This is a genomic window from Nocardioides sp. IC4_145 (assembly GCF_011250565.1).
Classification (GTDB): Bacteria; Actinomycetota; Actinomycetes; order Propionibacteriales; family Nocardioidaceae; genus Nocardioides.
On record NZ_JAANMS010000068.1, the window covers coordinates 1 to 18,010 of the forward strand.

18 protein-coding genes are annotated in these 18,010 nt (G+C 67.2%); 11 read left to right on the plus strand and 7 right to left on the minus strand.

The window, feature by feature from the left end; translation table 11 throughout:
* Positions 1 to 932: 932 nt before the first annotated feature.
* Positions 933 to 3,248 (minus strand): MMPL family transporter, encoded by a 2,316-nt coding sequence (locus tag G6553_RS19770; RefSeq protein WP_166196706.1) that lies wholly within the window; start codon positions 3,246 to 3,248, stop codon positions 933 to 935.
* 38 nt (positions 3,249 to 3,286) lie between these two features.
* Positions 3,287 to 3,889, minus strand: coding sequence for a TetR/AcrR family transcriptional regulator (locus tag G6553_RS19775; RefSeq protein WP_166196708.1), 603 nt, complete (start codon positions 3,887 to 3,889; stop codon positions 3,287 to 3,289).
* A 242-nt stretch (positions 3,890 to 4,131) separates the two neighbouring features.
* Between G6553_RS19775 and G6553_RS19780 the strand changes: the two genes are divergently transcribed.
* Positions 4,132 to 4,533, plus strand: coding sequence for a MarR family transcriptional regulator (locus tag G6553_RS19780; protein ID WP_166196710.1), 402 nt, complete (start codon positions 4,132 to 4,134; stop codon positions 4,531 to 4,533).
* On the opposite strand, the gene G6553_RS19785 is transcribed toward G6553_RS19780, so the two are convergent.
* The 3 genes from G6553_RS19785 to G6553_RS19795 are packed head-to-tail and all read right to left on the minus strand — an operon-like array spanning position 4,505 to position 6,637.
* Complete coding sequence (locus G6553_RS19785; protein WP_166196712.1) at positions 4,505 to 5,182, minus strand: hypothetical protein; 678 nt, start codon at positions 5,180 to 5,182, stop codon at positions 4,505 to 4,507. The genes G6553_RS19780 and G6553_RS19785 overlap by 29 nt on opposite strands.
* Before the next feature lie 38 nt (positions 5,183 to 5,220).
* On the minus strand, positions 5,221 to 6,399 hold the full coding sequence (locus G6553_RS19790) for a cytochrome P450 (RefSeq protein ID WP_166196714.1): 1,179 nt from the start codon (positions 6,397 to 6,399) through the stop codon (positions 5,221 to 5,223).
* Positions 6,400 to 6,421: 22 nt separating this feature from the next.
* Positions 6,422 to 6,637 carry an MMPL family transporter gene (locus G6553_RS19795; RefSeq protein ID WP_347565822.1) on the minus strand — a complete coding sequence of 72 codons (216 nt, stop codon included), beginning with the start codon at positions 6,635 to 6,637 and terminating at the stop codon, positions 6,422 to 6,424.
* A 127-nt stretch (positions 6,638 to 6,764) separates the two neighbouring features.
* On the opposite strand from G6553_RS19795, the gene G6553_RS19800 reads away from it, so the two are divergent.
* Positions 6,765 to 7,385: a TetR/AcrR family transcriptional regulator gene (locus G6553_RS19800; protein ID WP_166196716.1), complete on the plus strand. Its 621-nt coding sequence runs from the start codon at positions 6,765 to 6,767 to the stop codon at positions 7,383 to 7,385.
* Between the two features lie 190 nt (positions 7,386 to 7,575).
* Here the strand turns inward: G6553_RS19800 and G6553_RS19805 are convergent, their stop codons facing one another.
* Together G6553_RS19805 and G6553_RS19810 are read right to left on the minus strand one after the other, a co-directional pair.
* Positions 7,576 to 9,006 carry a hypothetical protein gene (locus G6553_RS19805; RefSeq protein ID WP_166196718.1) on the minus strand — a complete coding sequence of 477 codons (1,431 nt, stop codon included), beginning with the start codon at positions 9,004 to 9,006 and terminating at the stop codon, positions 7,576 to 7,578.
* Entirely contained in the window at positions 9,003 to 10,331 is a 1,329-nt protein-coding gene (locus tag G6553_RS19810; RefSeq protein ID WP_166196720.1) for a DUF4365 domain-containing protein, read from the minus strand. The genes G6553_RS19805 and G6553_RS19810 overlap by 4 nt, the downstream gene beginning before the upstream one ends.
* Before the next feature lie 1,062 nt (positions 10,332 to 11,393).
* Here G6553_RS19810 and G6553_RS19820 point away from each other — a divergent pair.
* The 9 genes from G6553_RS19820 to G6553_RS19860 all read left to right on the plus strand — a co-directional run.
* Entirely contained in the window at positions 11,394 to 12,074 is a 681-nt protein-coding gene (locus tag G6553_RS19820; RefSeq protein ID WP_242680694.1) for an SAF domain-containing protein, read from the plus strand.
* Between the two features lie 3 nt (positions 12,075 to 12,077).
* Complete coding sequence (locus G6553_RS19825; RefSeq protein ID WP_166196724.1) at positions 12,078 to 12,917, plus strand: ParA family protein; 840 nt, start codon at positions 12,078 to 12,080, stop codon at positions 12,915 to 12,917.
* A complete protein-coding gene (locus tag G6553_RS19830; RefSeq protein WP_166196726.1) occupies positions 12,914 to 14,593 on the plus strand; it encodes a CpaF/VirB11 family protein in 1,680 nt (559 codons plus the stop codon). Before G6553_RS19825 ends, G6553_RS19830 begins: the two co-directional genes overlap by 4 nt.
* Positions 14,590 to 15,522, plus strand: coding sequence for a type II secretion system F family protein (locus G6553_RS19835; RefSeq protein WP_056886570.1), 933 nt, complete (start codon positions 14,590 to 14,592; stop codon positions 15,520 to 15,522). The genes G6553_RS19830 and G6553_RS19835 overlap by 4 nt, the downstream gene beginning before the upstream one ends.
* Positions 15,519 to 16,430, plus strand: coding sequence for a type II secretion system F family protein (locus G6553_RS19840; protein WP_166196728.1), 912 nt, complete (start codon positions 15,519 to 15,521; stop codon positions 16,428 to 16,430). The genes G6553_RS19835 and G6553_RS19840 overlap by 4 nt, the downstream gene beginning before the upstream one ends.
* A gap of 74 nt (positions 16,431 to 16,504) precedes the next feature.
* Positions 16,505 to 16,708: a hypothetical protein gene (locus tag G6553_RS19845; RefSeq protein WP_166196730.1), complete on the plus strand. Its 204-nt coding sequence runs from the start codon at positions 16,505 to 16,507 to the stop codon at positions 16,706 to 16,708.
* A gap of 6 nt (positions 16,709 to 16,714) precedes the next feature.
* Positions 16,715 to 17,110 carry a TadE family protein gene (locus G6553_RS19850; protein ID WP_056680593.1) on the plus strand — a complete coding sequence of 132 codons (396 nt, stop codon included), beginning with the start codon at positions 16,715 to 16,717 and terminating at the stop codon, positions 17,108 to 17,110.
* The gene (locus tag G6553_RS19855) at positions 17,107 to 17,565 is read left to right on the plus strand and encodes a TadE/TadG family type IV pilus assembly protein (RefSeq protein WP_166196732.1); all 459 of its coding nucleotides are present in this window, start codon (positions 17,107 to 17,109) and stop codon (positions 17,563 to 17,565) included. The genes G6553_RS19850 and G6553_RS19855 overlap by 4 nt, the downstream gene beginning before the upstream one ends.
* The coding region (locus tag G6553_RS19860) for a pilus assembly protein TadG-related protein (RefSeq protein ID WP_242680695.1) at positions 17,565 to 18,010 on the plus strand (446 nt) is incomplete at its 3' end. The genes G6553_RS19855 and G6553_RS19860, both read left to right, overlap by 1 nt.

Here is an 18,010-nt window from a genome sequence, read left to right on the forward strand (position 1 = left end):
GTGGTGGGGTGGGGGGTTGAATCCTTGGTGACCTGCGGATGGAGGCCCGCCGACGAAGGCGCTCCGCCTCTCAGAGTTGGGCCACCGATGCCTGAGTTTTGTACTAGCGACGGCGCTCGCCTTGCTCCGCCAAGCGACTGCAAGGCGTCGTTCTCTCGGCGGCGGGCTCGGTCGGTCGGGGTGTTCGTCCTGGTCGATCATATTGGCGTCTGGCTCTGCTGCCTGGCAGCGGCCGTGGGTAGCGCTCAGTGCCGCCAAACTACCCTTTTCCCCCTATGTATTTCGGCGTACTCTGACCTCAACCCCTGCGTGCATGGTGATCATGAACCACCGGGTTCGGCCGCTAGGGCTGGAGGTGGGTGGAGTGAGATATTGGGATCCGAACGGGCCAGCTTGGCAACATCTGGGGAACGCCCTATGGGATGTGCTGGCAGTCGTGTGGTGGAGGTTAGTGGGCGGCCTCGTCGCTGCCGGTGCATGCTGGTACGTGGGGGAGTCCATCTATGGTGAGTGGGCTCGCGTACACCCCCGGCCACGCCTCCGGTTTTTGGCCGAACGAAAGCTCCGTCGAGATCTCGCCCGGGGGCTTGCTGATCTTGAGGAATACTTGCGCGAACACGATCCAGCACAGGTGAACGGAAAGCCGGCACGTCATGGCCGGTCGCGCAATTGGAGACGCCACGGGCGGCGCCGACCTTGAGGCGGCCTCCGACATTTCGGACACTAACCGGGCCGGAAAGTCCAGGTTGTCCGCTGGGTGAAGGGTCTGTTCCCTCCGGCAGATGAGGTCGACGCGCATCACGGGGTGGCGAAGAGATCGCAGCCTCTTGCTCCGCGGCCTTCTCCGCGCAGCGGATCCTGGAGCGCGAACCCGGCCGAAGCACGACGCACCTTTGGCGGTCTGTTCTCCATCAGCCTGGGATCTTGATGTCCTATCGGTCAGTGACTCCGGCCTGCTCGTCGAGCATGGTCAGGAGCTTGTCGCCCTCGATGTCGAGGTCCGGCAGTAGCCGGTCGAGCCAGGGGGGAAGCCACCATGCTCTGTCGTCGAAGACGGCCATGAGCGCCGGTACGAGGGTCAACCGGACGATGAATGCGTCGATCAGGATGCCGGCGGCGAGTGCGAAGCCGACCTGCTTGATCATGATGTCGTGGCTGAAGATGAAGCCGGAGAACACCGCGACCATGATGATGGCGGCTGCGACGACGACCCGGCTGGCGTGGTCGAAGCCGTGGACGACGCTTGGTCGCGCTGCCTGGCCGTGGATGTGTGCCTCGCGCATCGAGGAGACCAGGAAGACCTCGTAGTCCATGGCGAGTCCGTAGAGGATGCCGGTCACGATGATCGGCATGAAGCTCATGAGCGGACCGCCGGTGTCGAAGCCGAAGAGTTCGCTGACCCAGCCCCACTGGAAGACTGCGGTGGTGGCACCGAAGGTGGCCAGGATGCTGAGCAGGAAGCCGGCTGTGGCCTTGATCGGGACGACCACCGAGCGGAAAACGACCATCAGAATCAGGACGGAAAGCACGATGATGATGCCGAGGTAGAGCGGAAGCACGCTGGCGATCTTGTCGGACATGTCGATTCCGATGGCGGTGAAGCCGGTCACGCCCAACTGCACCTGGTTGTCCTGGGCGATCGCGCTGTCGCGCTCGCGAAGTGACTTCACGAGGTCGCTGGTCGCCTCGTCGCTGGGGCCTGAGGTGGGGATGATGCTGAACACGGCGAGGTCGCCGGCCTCGTTGATGCCGACGGGGGTGGCCAGCACGATGTCGTCTCGGTCCTGGAACCCAGTGATCAGTTTCGCGGTCAGCTCGGGGGTGACACGTCCTGCGGTGCCGGTGGGCTCTGCGGTGACTAGGAGGGGGCCGTTGAATCCCTCACCGAAGCCTTGGGAGACGGCCTCGTAGCTCTGCCGAGCGGCGGTGTCCTGGTTCGCGGTCGCGCCGGAGGGGATGCCCAGGTTCATGCTGGCTGCGGGGATCGCCATCACGCCGAGGATCGCGACCACGCCGGCGATGACGGGCCACCTGAACCTGATCACAGTCTTCACCCAGTGGTCGGCGACGCTGTGCGACTCCGCGTCCTCCTTGGCGCGGCGCCGGCCTCGGGCCTTGTCCGAGCAGATCCGCTCCCCGACTAGGCCTAGCAGCGCGGGCAGCAGGCTGAGGGCGATGAGCACTGCCAGGGCCACCGTGGACGCAGCGACCAGGGCCATAGTCGACAACGTCGCGATGCCGATGACGGTCAGGGCGGTCAGCGCGATGAGGACGGTCAGGCCGGCGAAGAACACGGCGCTGCCCGCAGTGCCGACTGCTCTGCCGGCTGCCTCCCGGGCGGTGAGCCCTCGGTCGAGGATCAGCCGTCGCTGCCGGTTGACGACGAAGAGCGCGTAATCGATGCCGACCGCGAGGCCGACCATGAGACCCAGGACGGGGGTGGCGGAGTTCATCTCGACGACCGTCGAGAGCGCGTAGGCGCCACCCACGCCGATTCCGACCCCGACGAGCGCTGTGATCAGGGGCAGGCCGGCCGCGATCAGGGAACCCAGGGTGAGCACCAGCACGAGGGCAGCGACGGCGAGACCGATCACCTCGCCGATGCCGACGGGGATCTCGAGTGCCTTGAGCGAGTCGCTCGGGAGAACGGTGATCCCCGTTCCCTGCTCGGCGCGCTCTACCACCTCGACCACCGAGGAGACGTCGTCATCGGTCAACGAGGTCGAGGCGACCGTGAACTGGAACTGGAACAAGGCGACCTGTCCGTCCGAGGACACCAGCACGCCAGGCACTGGGGCCCCGTCCACCACGAGCGGCTGATACGGGGGCGCCTGCTGGTCCGACCCGGCTTGGGGATCGACCGGTGCATTCTTTCGCGGAGTGTCCGCTGGGTCCTCTTCAGCGCCACCCAGCGCGGCGTCGAGGGGGTTGACGACCTTCTCGAGGTCGTAGACGTCGCCGACGGTGCCGCTGATGACCGCGAGTCGCTCTGGAGTGTCGAGGCGCTCACCGTCCGGTGCAGTGAAGACCACGCTGGCCTGACCCCCCGAGGCCTCAGGGAGCTCATCGGCCACGCGGTCGAGCACGGTCTGGGCCTGGGTGCCCTCGATCTTCATCTCGGAGCTGACGCTCACGCCGTTGATTGCCACGGCACCGACGACCGCGGCGAGGACCGCGACCCAGCCCGCGATGAAGAGCCACGGCCTGCCGAACGCGGTTTGTCCGAGCCGGTACAAGATGGTGGACATGGGTCGGGTTCTCCTTGGGGGCGAGAAGCGGCGGGCGTCTAGAGGCCGTGGCGCAGGTAGTCGAAGGTGAGGTCGAGGAACGAGCTGTAGTCCATCGACGTAGGGGTGGCGTCGCTCTCGCCGTCCAGGTGCACGTCGAGAGTTCCTTCCAGGGCAGCCATGACAGCGCCGTACACGGCGCCGAACAGCAGAGGTACGTAGACGGCGGGGTACCGGTCCCCGGCTGCCGACCCCAAGAGTTCCTGGGCAGTGTGGCGCATGCGTTGCTGAACGCCTAGGACGTAGGGCTCCAGGGTCGGGTACTCCCGCGCCATCGCCATCAGCTCGCGCATCCTCACCAACGTGTCCGCAGTGAGCTGATCCTTCATGACGGCCAGGAGGGCATCGAGCAACGGCAGATCCGCGGGCAGGCCGGCCAGGATCGCGCTGGCGTCCTCGACACCACCGAACGCGACTGACGCGACTGCCTCCTCCTTGCAGGAGAAGTGGTTCGCAAACGTGCGACGCGAGTAGCCAGCACGCTGCACGAGATCCGCGGTGACGAACCCGAACAGCCCGCGCTCACGGGTCAGCTCGAAGGCGGCTTGGGCGAGCGCCCGTCCCGTCGCCTCGCGCTTGAGGTCCCGCAACCCACGATCCATGCCCTGAGTATGACGCCTGTTGCCCAATGAGCAACATTGCCTATTGAGCAGTTAGATACCCATTGTTGCCGCTGGCCCAGCAGTTGTCCGTCGAGGGCAGGCCGGTAGCGTGACGCAATATATGGTCGCCGATCGCCCTCGGCGCCGGTGTTGTCAATGAGTGGCCATGGACTACGGGAGCTCGTATGGGTGCTGGTGGTGAAGTGGTCGCCGCGGACAGCGGAAGCCAGTTTGCTGATGCGGTGCTGGCTCTGCTCGCGGTCGCGCGGCGGACCAGGGGACGCCTGCAGCCGCTCTTCGAAGACGTCACCGTGCCGCAGTTGGTCTTGCTGGATGCTGTGCAGATCTGCGGTCTTGAGGGCATCGGCGCCATTTCGACGTACACGCTGTTGAGCCAGCCGACGGTGACCCAACAGGCGGCCAGCCTGGAAAGCGCAGGTCTGCTGCGCCGCATCCCGGCTGAGGACGACCGCCGCCGGCGCGTGCTCACGCTCACCGAGCGAGGTGAGCAACTTCTGGCCGCCAAGCGCGGCCTTGTCGCCGACCGACTCTCGGTGGCCTGGAGATCTCTCACGGCTGAGGAGCAAGCCATCGCGGTTCCACTGCTGCGCCACATCACGGATCTCGTGGCGGAACTGACCTGACTGAGTCCAATGGCGACTGGGTGGGCGTCGTGTGTCGAACCGACCCAGAGTCCTGCGGGCTCGCCGTCGCTCCGGCAGAACCGGATGGGCGAGCGGAATCGGTAGAGGCTTTGGGGAGCACTCGCCCGACGAGATGAGCCATCAGTGTGCCGAGCAATGATGGCGCCAGAGACTTGTTGGCTGGGCTCTGTTCCGTGAGGTTGCGTCGTCGCGCCTCAAGTTCGAGGCGCTGGCCGACCCGAGCTCCTAGCTCGTCGATGCCGCTGGCCAGTCCGGCTGCGATGGCCATGGCAGCCCAGTCGTTACGAGCGGTGGCCAGCACGGCGTGGGCAATGACGTCGGTGGGCGGGTCCTCCGCCATCTCGTCTATGACTTTGCGTACGCCCGAGTAGGTCCGGGAGGCGTGCCGCCAGGCTTCGATGACGGCCTCCCTGCGGTCTTCAGGGTCGTCGACGAGGCCGCGTTCTAGGGATGCCACGAGACGGGTGTGCCAGCGGAGCAGGAGCGCGTTCGCGAGGTCCTCCACATTGTTGAAGTAGGTGTCGGTGCCTTCGATGTTGGTGGGGATGTGCCCATCGTTTCGGGTGAGGATGGCCTCGATCAGATTGTGGAGGACTGTTGCGCGGCTCGGCTTGGGTCGGTCCTTCACGGGTACTCCTTCGTGGGACTGGATGGTGAGTGGCTGACCTACTGAATGGGTAGCGATGCGAACCCGCGGATCGGGCCTGAGCGGAGTCGGACCGCGGAGTCGATGTCGACATCCCAGTCACGGCGGCGGGTGAGGAGTGCTCGCAGAGCGATGCGTGCTTCGAGGCGGGCCAGGGATGCGCCGAGACAGAAGTGGATGCCGCGCCCGAACGCGACTTGTCGTTCGGGGCCACGGTGGATGTCGAAGTGGTCTGCGTCGGGAAACGCGTGGTCGTCGCGGTTGGCTGAGCCGAAGAGCAGCAGCACGGTGTCGCCGGCTGCCATAGCCTGACCGTGCAGATCGACCTGTCGGGTCAGGGTGCGTGCCAGGCCCTGGACCGGTGAGTCGTAGCGAAGCAGCTCTTCGACGGCTGCTGGCACGAGTTCGGGCTCGTCGGCCAGAGCGCGTCGGTCCTCAGGGTGTTGGGCGAGGATGACAGCGCTGTTGGACAGCAGGTTGGTCGTCGTTTCGTGCCCGGCGACGAGCAGCAGCAGGCAGAACCCGAGAAGTTCTTCCTCGGTGAGGTGCTCGCCGTCCACCTCGGCTTGGACGAGCGCTGTCATGAGGTCGTCTTGTGGGTGCGCGCGTCGGTCAGCGAGGAATGCGGAGAAGTACTCGTAGAGGGCTGCAGCGGCGTCCAGCCCGGCGCCGAATTCGCCTCGCACCGGGTTGGACTGGATCAGGGTGGTGGACCAGGTCCGAAAGCGGTCGCGGTCTTCACGCGGCACGCCGAGCATGTCGGCGATCACGATCGCGGGCAGAGGTCCGGAGAACTCAGAGACGAAGTCCCAGGGGCCGGTCTCGGGGGTTGTGTCCAGGAGGTCGTCGACAAGGGTCTGGATGTGTCCTTCGAGCCCTGCGATGCGACGCGGGGTAAAGGCCTTGCTGACGAGTTGGCGCAGCTGCGTGTGCCGGGGTGGGTCGCTCATGATGAGCATGGGCAGGAACAGCTCGGTCATGTCCACGCCGGGTGGGGTGGGGAAGATGCCGGACGCCGAGGAGTACGTCGTTGGGTCGGCCAGGGCCGCCGAGACGTCCTCGTGCCTGCTGAGCACCCAGGTGCTTGCCTCCGGCGACCAGTGCGCCGGGGCGTGATCGCGAAGCTGCCGATAGACGGGGTAGGGATCCTCCATCACTGTGGGGTCGAACGGGCTGTAGGTGAGCTGCTGGCTAGTCATGACTTCTCTCTGGTCATCGGGTTCACGGGTGCCTGGGAGGTGTTGGGGCTGGCTCTACGGCTGCCGGGGCGTGGGCCGGCCGGGGGTGTGGCCACCAGCTGCCCTCCTCGAACAGCGCGGCGCAAGCCGGGACGACGAGAGTGCGCACGACGAACGTGTCGAGAAGGAGCCCGGCCGCGACAGCGAAGCCGGTCTGGGCGAGCGCCTCGACCGGTGAGAACAGCAGTCCCGGCCCGATCGTCTCGACTCACTGAACACAACCGATCGTCTAGATCACTGGTTTGTACTTCCAGTACAACATACGATGTGCACGACGTCGATACCGCACGGCCGCACCGGCGGGCGGCAGAGAACAGAGGTGCGTGATGAGGAAGCTGCCGGCGAAGCTGGCCAGCCAGTTGTACGGCGCGGCCGAGCTGATCGCGGAGCGCGGTCTGGACGGCACCAAGATCGAAGACATCGCCGAGGCCACCGGCATCCCGAAGGCCACGATCTACTACCACCTCGACGGCAAGAACGCCGTGCTGGAGTTTCTCCTCAGCGACCTGCTGGACATGATCGCCGGCGCCGTCGGCGTTGCCGTCTTGAGCGCCGAGGATGCGCGGACTCGACTCGAGGCCGCTGTCGTGGCGCAGCTGGGGGTAATGCTCGAGCACCCGTTCCTGTGTCGGGCACTGGTCGGCGACCTTGGGCGCGCGACTCGGCTGCCCGAGCTGGCGCTGGCATTGCGGGCTGCGTTCTACGAACCGATCGAGCAGTTGTTGGCCGACGGCGTGGCTGATGGGTCGCTACGCCAGGTCCCCAACCCGGGCGCCGTGGCCTTGAGCGTCTTCGGTGCCATCACGGTCGCCGGCCTCACTGCGGCGGTGGAGGGGCCATCTGACGACCCGTCCGCAGACGCAGTGCGCTTGTCTGCGTCGATCAGCGAGTTGATCTTCGACGGCCTGGCGACGCGTCCCCGTCGCGCTGACGACAAGCCCCAGTGACCAACCGGAGTGATCTCCGCACGTTATCGACAGCGGAAGCGGCTTCCGTGCGCTCCGGCCGGAAGGGCTTTCCAGGCAATGACCGGGCCTTCGTGCAGGACAGGTGCGGGCGCGCATGCTGGTCGGGGGACTTGTCCATGCGAGTCGCGGAAGCGACCAGGTCAAACCGAGCTACGAGCACCGAGCCGAGTCACATGTAGTAGGCGTATCGCGGCGCCGGGCGTTCGTTCGGGCCGAGGTGCTTCAGGATCCGGCCGGTCGAGTCAGCTGTGCGCAGCGTGATGGGCACCCGTCCGTCGAGTTGGGTGGCGTTCCAGTTCATCTTGGAGAGCGCGAGCAGCTCAGTCGCGATCTCGGCCGCGCTCGACTGCACTTCGACAAGGCGGAAGGGGAGTGCCGACGGCACGTACATCCCTGGGTAAGTCCGGTAGAACGGAACGCTCCCACGGGTGTAGAGCAGGTGCCGGGTGTCAGTGAGCGACAGGAGCGTGCCTCGTAGGGTCGTCTGCTCGCCTTGCCGAAACAGCCGGGGGGAGTCCTCGCGTGGGATCCAGACGAGTTCGAGCATCGCCAGGCGCTCCGCCTCGGCGGCGGCCTGGAAGCCCTCCAACTCGTCAGGCGTGAACGATGAGGTCTTGTGCAGCATGACCCGCGCGGGTGCCGTCTTGTGTTCGGTGCGGTACCGGGCCAGCGACTGCTCCAGTAGGTCCTTGGCGTCGTCACCGGTGAGGTGTGGCTGTCGGTCGTCCTTCGATTGAGTGGCCTGCGCGCCGCGGACGATCACGCCGTCGCCGCGCTCGTTGAAGACCTGCGCCACGCTCGTCTGCAGTGTTTCGTTGTCGGTGCTTCGGTAGAAGGCGACGCCGACGTAGCAGGTCGTGAGGTCCTGGACGTGGCGGGTCATCCGCCATGGCACGCCGCCGGCCTTGTAGTACAGCGCCGTGTGCAGATTCCAGGCTTTGGTCGCCTCGTCCTGCTGGCGTCGCCTGTCGCGCCCCTTTGGCTTGTAGGTCGGGTCCCAGGTCTCGCGTCGGATAATTTGGATGGGGCGACTACCGCTCAGCGAGCGTGCCTTCAGCAGCTCGTGGAAGTCGAAGCCGATAGACGCAGCTTTTGGTTGCTCCCACGGTCGGTCGGGGTTGGTCTTCGGCTCCTCGCGTTCCGGCAGATCGTCGGGACGGCAGACGATGATCACATCGCAGTTGGGTTCCTCATCGAGCGTTCTCAGCTCGGCCTCGTACAGTTCGACGCCCTTCTGCACAGCCTGCAGCGGACTTAGCGTTGCGATGTTCTCCAGGGCTCGTTTGTCGAGTGTGCGCTCCAGCCGCCCGTTCCAGATGATCGTCGAGCGGAAGCCGACGCTGGTATGGAACCCAGGAAACGGCAAGTAGAGGTGCGATAGCGGGCTTTCTTTGGGTGCAATTGGTTCGCGGCAGCGGTCGAGCCATGCCTTGACCCCATCGATGGCCTCCTTGGTGCCGACGATGCCGATCTGGATCGTCCGGACACCCGTATTGCTCAGGTCGGCCGGACCGTAGTTGTTGATGCCGCTACGCGGGTCGATGTGGCGGCTGCCGTTGCCGAATTCCAGGTCCGGTTCGTCGATGAACGTGAGTTTCATGCCGTCTCCGCCAGCTCCCCGTCAGCCAGAGGATCGGTCGGGTCCGACGCCTCTGCCGCTCGCTTCCACTTCGCCTCGTCGATGCCGCGGTCGGTGTCGAAGGTGACGAGTTTGCCGAAGTCGAGGATGCGTTCGTTCTGGCTGAACAAGCTGTCATGGCCACCCTCGCGACCGGCGAGGATGGCGGCCCACATGCGGGTCTCGCCGAGCACTGCGGGGTTGCGTTCGAGCCGCTTGATGCCGCTGAGGTACTGGGCTGTGAACCGTGACTCGCGGTAGCCGTCGATCGAGTAGTAGTAGTCGGGCGTCAAGGCGCAGAACCACTCGTCGTCGAGGTTGAGGAACTGCCACTTGAGTCCGGCGTGCTTGTAGTAGCTGACCTGCGATGGGTTGGTCTTCTTGGCGTGCGGCTTGAAGACGGAGCGCCAATGGGTGCCGCTGGTGTTCCAGCTCCGTTGCGACAGGTCGTCGGTGGCGCGGAAGTAGAGCATGTGGCGCTTGCCGTGGAAGGCGCAGTCATCGCGGAGGTCTTGCCGGAAGGCGTTGTTGAGCAAGCGCACCAGTATTCGCTCGCTGTCCGGGCTGCCGTGGAGCAGTTCGCCGGTGGCCTCGATCGTCGGGTCACCGTTCACCGCGCCCGCCAGCGCGGTGTCCTCGACGGGGCTCCACGTCAGCAGCCGGGCGCCGAAGAGGGTGAAGTCGTCTCGGATGTCGAGGCTGCTCTCGCGCTGTAGGTCGTAGACCTTCCGGGGGAGTGTGACCGCGGCGTCGTATGCCCAGAACACGTCGGGCATCGTCACAGGCAGCAGGTTCGACTCCAGGGTTTCATCACGCAGATCAGCGACGGGCGTGTGCGCGCGGCCGTGAGGATCCGCAACCGCGAACAGCCGGTCGGAGACGTCCCCTTCAAGGGACATGGTGATCTTGTTGAAGTCCACACGTCCGCTGGCGCGACGGGCGGGATCCGCGAAGTAGGACTGGATGTGCGCCCACCAGGCTTCGCCCCGCTTGGGGTGTGAGCAGACCAGCAGGACGGGCATTGAAGACTTCATCCAGTAGTCCAGGTCGCGCTCGTCGCAGTCGTAGTGGAACCGGTCGGCGGTTTCACCGGGGAAGTCGTTGTCGCTGGCCTTGCTTTGCACCTGGAGGTGGCAGTTGCTGACTTCGCCCGTCGCAGGGTCGCGCAGCTCGATCGTGCCATCGATCCCGGCGTCGACTGTGCGCTCGTGCCAGACGTGATCCATGGCGCTGACCCGCTGGTGGATAAGGGCAATACCAGCATCGCCGATGTGCGCGCTGCGGCTGACCTGCTTACCGCTTCCCACCCGGTCACCTCGCTTCTGCCGAGGAATCTGGAGAGCCTCGGCTCTTTGAGGGTACGAGTCGCCACCGACAGTACGAGGCAGGCGCGGTTCAGAGGCGGTGCTACCTGCGGGCGTCCGGATTTGATGAGGCCCACGCCTTTCGAGAGGACCGGTAGGCATCGTCGTTGTCTCGCTCCACCTCAAGTCAGCGGCGTGTCCCAGCGCCCTCTGCCCAGCGCGGGCATCACGTAGGTCGCTTAACTTGTGGGGAGATTCGAGGGGGGCCCCCGCTTGCTCCGACTAGTGTCTGTCAGCGATGGTTTCCGGAATCGACCCCTCAGCGCTGCGCGCCGCTCGCGAGAAGGCGGGCCTGACCCAGCATGAGTTGGCGCGTCTAGTTGGTGCCGCCGGTGGGGAGCGCATATCTCGTTGGGAGCTGGGCGCGTCGGTTCCTCGACCGGATTTCTTGGTCAAGCTTGCTAGAGCGCTCGACATCCCGACCCTTCGTCTAATTCACATGGAGGGTGAGGTTCCTGATCTCAGAGCACTGCGTTTGAAGGCGGGGCTGACGGTGCCCGAGTTGGCTGCGGCCGTCAACGTGGCTGTGCCGACCTACTACGCCTGGGAGCAAGGCCGTTGGACCCGACTCCCAGCAGCCAGGCAGCTTGAGAGTCTCGCGCGTGGGTTGGGGGACACAGTCGACGTCGTCGCCGCGGCTTTCCAGGAAGCCCGGCAGCAGCGTCTGCGGCGCGGGTAGGTCTAGCGCCGTAGACAGGCGCGCCTGGCGCCGAGTTTGACCGTCATCCACAGGGAGATATTCCTCCCGAAAAGTCCGCGTGATTTGTGGTCCCATTGACCTGGATGTTCGGTGCGTGCGAGCGCTCAGTCCCATCGGGGGGATTGGGCCACGCAACCACTTCCGGTCAGGACTCGGGCGATGACATCTCGGAATCGGTCAGCTGTGGAAAACGATTCTCTCGATAGAGATGCACTAGTGTGTTTCTATCGAGTCGGGCTCGCGATGACCGCTCCCGGCACGTCTTGACACGTAGGTGATCGAGACAAGAGAGGACTCGGGGATCCATGTCGATGAACACTGCTCAACAAGCACGGGACGAGGTTGGCGCCAATATCAAGGCACCTCCCGACCACAACCATTTCCCACCGCTGAGGCGCCGCCGCAGGCGTTGGGTCCTGGCACTCTGCGCGGCTCTTGTCGCTGCCGGCGGCCTGGGGACCGCGTTCGCGTTCACCTCGGTTAACGACACCCAAGAGGTCTTGGTCGTCAGCAACGACATCAAGCGTGGCGAGACCATCGAGGCGGGCGACCTCGCCGTCGTGCGGGTCAGCGTCGACCCGGCGTTGACCCCGGTCCCCGGCAGCCAGAAGGCCGAGCTCGAGGGCAGCCGAGCTGCCGTCGACCTGTGGGCCGGCACTCTGCTCACCGCGCAGGCAGTCACCGACAACCTGGTGCCGGGGGAGGGAGAGTCCCTGGTGGGTATCAGCCTTACTCCCGCGCAGATGCCGTCGGAGCCGCTCTACGGCGGCGACGTCGTCCGGATCGTCACCACGCCCGGCGACCAGGGCGAGATCACCGACAGGGAGCCGGTCACCATCGAGGCCACCGTCGTTGGTGTTAACCGGGTCGAGGAGACGGGGGAGACCGTCGTCGACGTCTCGGTGCCCGAAGCCGAGGCGGCCGAACTGGCTGCCCGGGCTGCCACCGGACGGGTCGCACTCGTCCTGGACGCCCGGGAGCGCTGAGGCATGGCGGTGATCGTCCTGGCCTCCGCGAGCGGTTCGCCCGGCGTGTCCACCACGGCGCTCGGGCTAACCCTCAACTGGCACCGACCCGTGCTCCTGGTCGACGCAGACCCGACCGGATCCTCCTCGGTCTTCGCCGGCTACTTCCAGGGCGCCCAGGAGCCGACCGGCGGGCTGATCAACCTCGCTCTCTCCCTGCGCGAGGGAACGCTGGCGGACGCACTGCCCCGGGAGACGCTGCTGCTGGACCCCGAGGCGCCGGCCGAGCGGTCTGCTTGGTTCCTACCCGGCATCCGGGCCCACGAGCAGGCCCCCAGCCTGCTGCCCCTGTGGGAACCGCTCACCGAGCAACTGCGCGCCCTCGACCGCAACGGCCAGGACGTCATCGTCGACGCCGGACGACTCGGCCTCGCTGGCTGGCCCCAGCCGCTGATCGCTGCCTCCGACCTGACCCTGCTCGTCACCCGCAGTTCGCTGCCGGCCCTGGCCGGTGCCACCAGTTGGGCCAAGACCCTGCGGGCACAGTTCGCCGCGGTCGGTGGGCTCTCCCGTCTCGGGGGATTCCTCGTCGACGAGGAGCGACGCTGGCCCTCGCTTCCCACCGGCGCCCGAGTCCGGCCCTACACCGCACGCCACATCGCCAAGGCCCTCCAGATCCCCGTGGTCGCCTCCGTGGACTGGGAGCCCGAGGTGGCCGAGGTCTACTCCCACGGCGCCCGCAAGCCCCGCAAGTTCGAGTCCTCCGGGCTGCGGCGCGGTTACCGGGGCAGCGCCGCCGCCATCCAGTCCATCCTCGGCGCCAACCAGGCCGCCCTCGCTCCCACGAACGGAGGCCACGCATGAGCACCAACGGACACCACCCGGAGACCAACGGCCGCGACCCGCTGCGCGCAGACGAGTGGCTTGAGGCCCGCCATGCCGCGAACCGCGAGGAAACCTCGCCGTTTGCCCGCGGACGCGGTTCCAACGGCACCCCGCCGCCCCCGCCGGTCGTCGAGGACGACGACCCGACCTCGCTGCCGATCTTCGCCGGCGCCTGGACCAGCGAAGGCGAGGGCCAGCTGCCTGGCCGCGCCCGCTCGGAGTTCAGCCTGCGCCCGCTTGTGGCGCCCGCACCGGGGGAGCACCACGACACCCGCGGCACGGATGGCGAGGTCGAGCTGGACTGGGAACTGATCGCGCAGTACCGCGCTGAGATCTCGTCGCGACTGACCGCCCGGCTCGACAAGGAAGGTGGTCGGGTCACCGAGGAGGACCGCGAGCAGATGGGCCTCGACGTCATCGAGGAGCTCATCAAATCCGAGGCCGAGACGTTGGTCTCGACCGGCCGTCCGCCGTGGACGAAGGATCAGGAGAAGGCACTCAAGTCCGCCCTCCACGCCGCCCTGTTCGGGCTCGGCCGCCTGCAGCCCCTGGTCGAGCGCGAGGACGTCGAGAACATCATCGTCATCGCCCGCGGCCCGGTCTGCTCGGTGTGGCTGGAGCTGGTCGACGGCACCCTTGTGGAGGCCGCCCCGATCGCCGACTCCGAGGACGAGCTGCGCGAGTTCCTCTCCGACCTAGGCGCACGGCAGAACCGGCCCTTCACCGAGGCCCGGCCGCACCTGGACCTCCGGCTGCCCGGGGGAGCGCGGCTCGCGGCCGGCTCCTGGGTGATGGCCTACACCTCCGTCGTGATCCGTCGCCACAGCATGCGCGAGGTGTCGATGGACGAGATGGTCTACGACCGCAAGGCGTGCAGCGCGGTCCTGGCCGACTTCGTCGCAACCTGCGTGCGCGCGGGCAAGAGCATCGTCGTCTCCGGGGTCCAAGGCAGCGGCAAGACCACCTGGGTCCGGGCCCTGTGCTCGTGCATCCCGCCCTGGGAGATGATCGGCACCTTCGAGACCGAGTTCGAGTTGCACCTGCACGAGCTCGTCGACCGCCACAAGATCGTCCACGCGTGGGAGCACCGCCCCGGATCCGGCGAGGTCGGCATCGACGGCCGTCAGGCCGGTGAGTTCAGCCTCGAGGAGGCCATCCACCACTCCTTCCGGTTCAACCTCGCCCGCCAGATCGTCGGTGAGGTCCGCGGCCCGGAGGTCTGGAACATGCTCAAGGCCATGGAGTCCGGGCCGGGCTCGATCAGCACCACCCACGCCCGCAGCGCCGAGCACACCATCGAGAAGCTGGTCTCCTGCGCCATGGAGAAGGGCCCCCAGGTCACCCGCGAGCTGGCGATCAGCAAGCTGGCCGCCGCGATCGACATCGTGATGTACCTGCGCTCGGAGGTCGTCGCCAATCCCGACGGCACCTTCCGCAAGCAGCGCTGGGTCGAGGAGGTCCTGGTCGTCCAGCCCAGCATCGACGCCGCCAGGGGATACGCCACCACCCCGATCTTCGCCCCTAACCAGCTCGGCCAGGCCGTCGCGACCGGCAAGCTCGACAACTTCCTCGCCCAGGAGCTGGCGCGGCATGGGTTCGACCTCGAGGCGTACAAGGCCGAGTCCCAGGCCAACCCGGGGGTGGCCACCTCATGAGCACTGCGTTCCTGCCCGCCGTCTTCGGGGCGCTCATCGTCATCGGTCTGATCGGGATGGTCTACGCGCTGATCCCTGCGCCGCCCGAGCCGCCGCGGCCCGCCCGGACCGTCACCCCGTTCGGGCGGCTGGGGAACTGGTTCGTCCGGCTCGACCGGCGCACCCGGATGCTGATGGTCGGCGGTGCCGTGGCTGGTCTCCTGGTCGCGCTGGTGACCGGCTGGGTGATCGCGATCGTGCTCGTCCCGGCCGGGATCGTCGGTATCCCGCTGTTGCTGACGCCCCCGCCGGCGGCCGCGAGCATCGAGAAGCTCGAGGCGCTCGAGGAGTGGACGCGGTCCCTGTCGGGCAAGCTGACCGCCGGCCAGTCCCTGCGCTCGGCGCTCATTAAGTCCCTGCAGTCCGCGCCGGCGCCGATCGAGCGCGAGGTCGGACTGATGGTCTCCCGGTTGTGGAACAACACCGCCAGCACCGAGGACGTGCTGCGCGCCTTCGCCGAGGACCTCAACGACTCCACCGGTGACGTCGTGGCCAGCCAGCTGATCCTTGCCGCCAGCGGCCGCGGCCAGGCCGGACTGTCGAAGGCGTTGGACGCCCTCGCTGAGACCGTCGCCTCCGACGTGCGCGCTCGCCGCCAGATTGCCGCCGACCAGGCAAAGCCCCGCACCACCGCCCGCACCGTCACCGTGATCACTCTCGGTGTGCTGGGCATGCTCGCCTTCACCGGCGACTACATCGAGCCCTACGGGTCCCCGCTGGGCCAGGTCATCCTCGCCGTCCTGCTCTCGGCCTACGTGGCCACGCTGCTGTGGATGCGCCGGATGGCTGTCGCCAAGCCGCTCCCGCGGTTCCTCGACCTACAGGCCCGCAACGCGCACCGCGCCGCCCAGCGCACGGCACCGGGCGAGAAGGAAGGAGCGCTCGCATGACCGGCTTGCAGATCGCGCTCGCCAGCGGCACCCTCATCGGACTGGCCCTCGCCCTGCTCGTATGGCGCCTCGCGCCCTCCGACCCCGACCTGGTCGACGCGCTGGACCGTCTCTCACCTGACCACGTCGTGCCCCGCCGCAACACTCCCGGCCTCGACGTCGACACCGGCACCGGCTCGGCGGTCGATCGGATCGGCTTGTGGGCGATGAAGAACCTGCCCGGCGGCGCCTGGGCCCACACGCCTCGCAAGGACCTGGCCATCCTGCAGATCAGCGAGACCCGGTTCTACGGCGAGAAGGTCGTCTGGGCACTGCTCGGCCTGACCATGCCGCCGCTGCTGGCCGCCTTCTTCACTCTGATCGGCCTACCGCTGCCGTTCGCCATTCCGACGCTCGGCTCGCTGGCCCTGGCAGCCCTGTTCTGGTTCATGCCCAATTACAACGCCGCCGACGACGCCAAGAAGGCCCGCATCGAGTTCAGCCGCGCCCTGGGCGCCTACATCGACATGGTGGCCACCGGCGTCCGCGACGGATCCAGCGGCCAGCAGGCGCTGCGCTCGGCAGCCGAGGTCGGCGACAAGTGGGTCTTCAAGCGGATCGAGAGCGAGCTGCGCCGCGCCCGCTACATGACCCGCGCACCCTGGGACTCCCTGCACGGTCTCGCCGACGAGCTCGCCGTCCCCGAGCTCGATGACCTCGCCGACATCATGCAGCAGTCCGGCCAGGACGGAGCCCAGATCTACAACAACCTCCGAGCCCGCGCCGCCGCACTCCGGTCGGCGATGCTCAGCGCCGAGGTCGGCAAGGCCAACGCCACCTCCGAGCGCATGTACATCCCAGCCAGCCTGCTCGGCATCGTCTTCATGGCGATCCTCGTCACCCCCTCCCTGCTCCGCTTCACCACCTGACCGACCTAACACCGACCCCAAAGAACCAGGGTCACCCAGACCGCAAACCGAACAACCAGGAAGGAAGAACCCCGATGTTGAAGCTCTTCATCGCCCTCCAGATGTCGGCGCTGACCTCGCTCGCCTCCCTCGAGGACCGCGTCACCAGGCAGCGCGACGAGCGCGGCTCCGTCACGATCGAGCAGGTCCTGTGGGCCGGCGCCGTGATCGTCATCGTCGGCATCGTTGTCGCGGCCATCAAGTTCTTCGTGACCAGCGAGTCCGCCAAGATCAAGTAGGCCGCCATGTTCGCCAGCCTCCACCGCCGCAGCCGGGACGAGCGCGGGTCGGTGACCATCCAGATGGTCTTCCTGATGCCCGCGCTGTTCTTGCTGATGTTCCTCGGCCTCCAAGGCGCCCTGTACTACCACGCGAAGCAGGTAGCGCTCGCGGCCGCGCAGGAGGGCGCCCGTGAGGCAGGCAGCGAGACCGGCACCCGCGACGCCGGTGTGGCCACGGCGAACACGTTCCTCCACGACGCCGGAGGCTCCGACGTGATGACCTCCACCAGCGTCTCCGGATCACGGACCACGACCACCGCCACGATCACCGTCACGGGCAAGTCCATGAGCGTCATCCCCGGCTGGCACGTGACCGTCACCCAGAGCGCCAGCGTCCCGGTCGAGAGGCTCACCGAATGACCAGGCAGACGAGGCGGACCAGCGCACGCCGCCGGCGCCGGGACGAGCGCGGGTCGGTGGCCATCGAGGCCGCGATCGGTGTCCCGGCCTTCGGCCTGTTCGTGGCGATGATCATCCTCGGCGGCCGCGTGGAGATCGCCAAGCAGTCCGTGGACGCAGCCGCCTACGAGGCGGCACGAGCGGCCTCCATCGAGCGGACCCAGAGCGAGGCCATCACCTCCGGTAAGTCCGCGGCCACCAGCAGCCTGCACGACCAGGGCCTGCAGTGCACGACCACCAACATCACGATCAACGCTGCGGCCTTCAACGCCCCGCTGGGAACCACCGCCCAGGTCACCGCCACCGTGACCTGCAAGGTCGACGTGGCGGACCTGAGCATCCCCGGCCTGCCCGGCACCCGGACGATTACCGCCACCGCCAGCAGCCCCGTCGACGCCTACCGGGAGCGCCGATGATGACCGCCCGCATCCGCAGTCTCACGACGCGGCGCTCGCGTGATGAGCGCGGCTCCATCAGCGTCTGGTTCGCCACCGCAGCACTGGCGATGATCATCCTCGTCGGGATGGCCGTCGACCTCGGCGGCAAGGTCCACACCCAGCAGCAAGCCCGCAGCGCTGCCGCCCAGGCCGCCCGCACCGGCGCCCAGGAGGTTCAGGGCTCGACCGCAGTCCGCGGCGAGGACCTCCGCGTCGACCTCACCGCCGCCAAGACGGCAGCCATGGTCTATCTCCGCGCCGCCGGCGTGGAGGGAACCGTCCGCGTCGTCGACGGCGACACCCTGATCGTCACCACCACCGACACATACACCAGCAAGTTCCTCGGGATCATCGGCCTGGACACGATGCAGGTCACCGGGGAGGCGTCCGCGCGGCTCATCCGCGCCGAAGGAGGCATCGAGAG

Bases quoted from the DNA above. Each gene is read 5' to 3' on its own strand.
- G6553_RS19835 (WP_056886570.1), top strand. From the start codon at position 14,590: ATGAGCACTGCGTTCCTGCCCGCCGTCTTCGGGGCGCTCATCGTCATC.
- G6553_RS19855 (WP_166196732.1), top strand. From the start codon at position 17,107: ATGACCAGGCAGACGAGGCGGACCAGCGCACGCCGCCGGCGCCGGGAC.
- G6553_RS19830 (WP_166196726.1), top strand. From the start codon at position 12,914: ATGAGCACCAACGGACACCACCCGGAGACCAACGGCCGCGACCCGCTG.
- G6553_RS19825 (WP_166196724.1), top strand. From the start codon at position 12,078: ATGGCGGTGATCGTCCTGGCCTCCGCGAGCGGTTCGCCCGGCGTGTCC.
- G6553_RS19770 (WP_166196706.1), bottom strand. From the start codon at position 3,248: ATGTCCACCATCTTGTACCGGCTCGGACAAACCGCGTTCGGCAGGCCG.
- G6553_RS19805 (WP_166196718.1), bottom strand. From the start codon at position 9,006: ATGAAACTCACGTTCATCGACGAACCGGACCTGGAATTCGGCAACGGC.
- G6553_RS19850 (WP_056680593.1), top strand. From the start codon at position 16,715: ATGTTCGCCAGCCTCCACCGCCGCAGCCGGGACGAGCGCGGGTCGGTG.
- G6553_RS19775 (WP_166196708.1), bottom strand. From the start codon at position 3,889: ATGGATCGTGGGTTGCGGGACCTCAAGCGCGAGGCGACGGGACGGGCG.
- G6553_RS19845 (WP_166196730.1), top strand. From the start codon at position 16,505: ATGTTGAAGCTCTTCATCGCCCTCCAGATGTCGGCGCTGACCTCGCTC.
- G6553_RS19840 (WP_166196728.1), top strand. From the start codon at position 15,519: ATGACCGGCTTGCAGATCGCGCTCGCCAGCGGCACCCTCATCGGACTG.
- G6553_RS19800 (WP_166196716.1), top strand. From the start codon at position 6,765: ATGAGGAAGCTGCCGGCGAAGCTGGCCAGCCAGTTGTACGGCGCGGCC.
- G6553_RS19820 (WP_242680694.1), top strand. From the start codon at position 11,394: ATGTCGATGAACACTGCTCAACAAGCACGGGACGAGGTTGGCGCCAAT.
- G6553_RS19790 (WP_166196714.1), bottom strand. From the start codon at position 6,399: ATGACTAGCCAGCAGCTCACCTACAGCCCGTTCGACCCCACAGTGATG.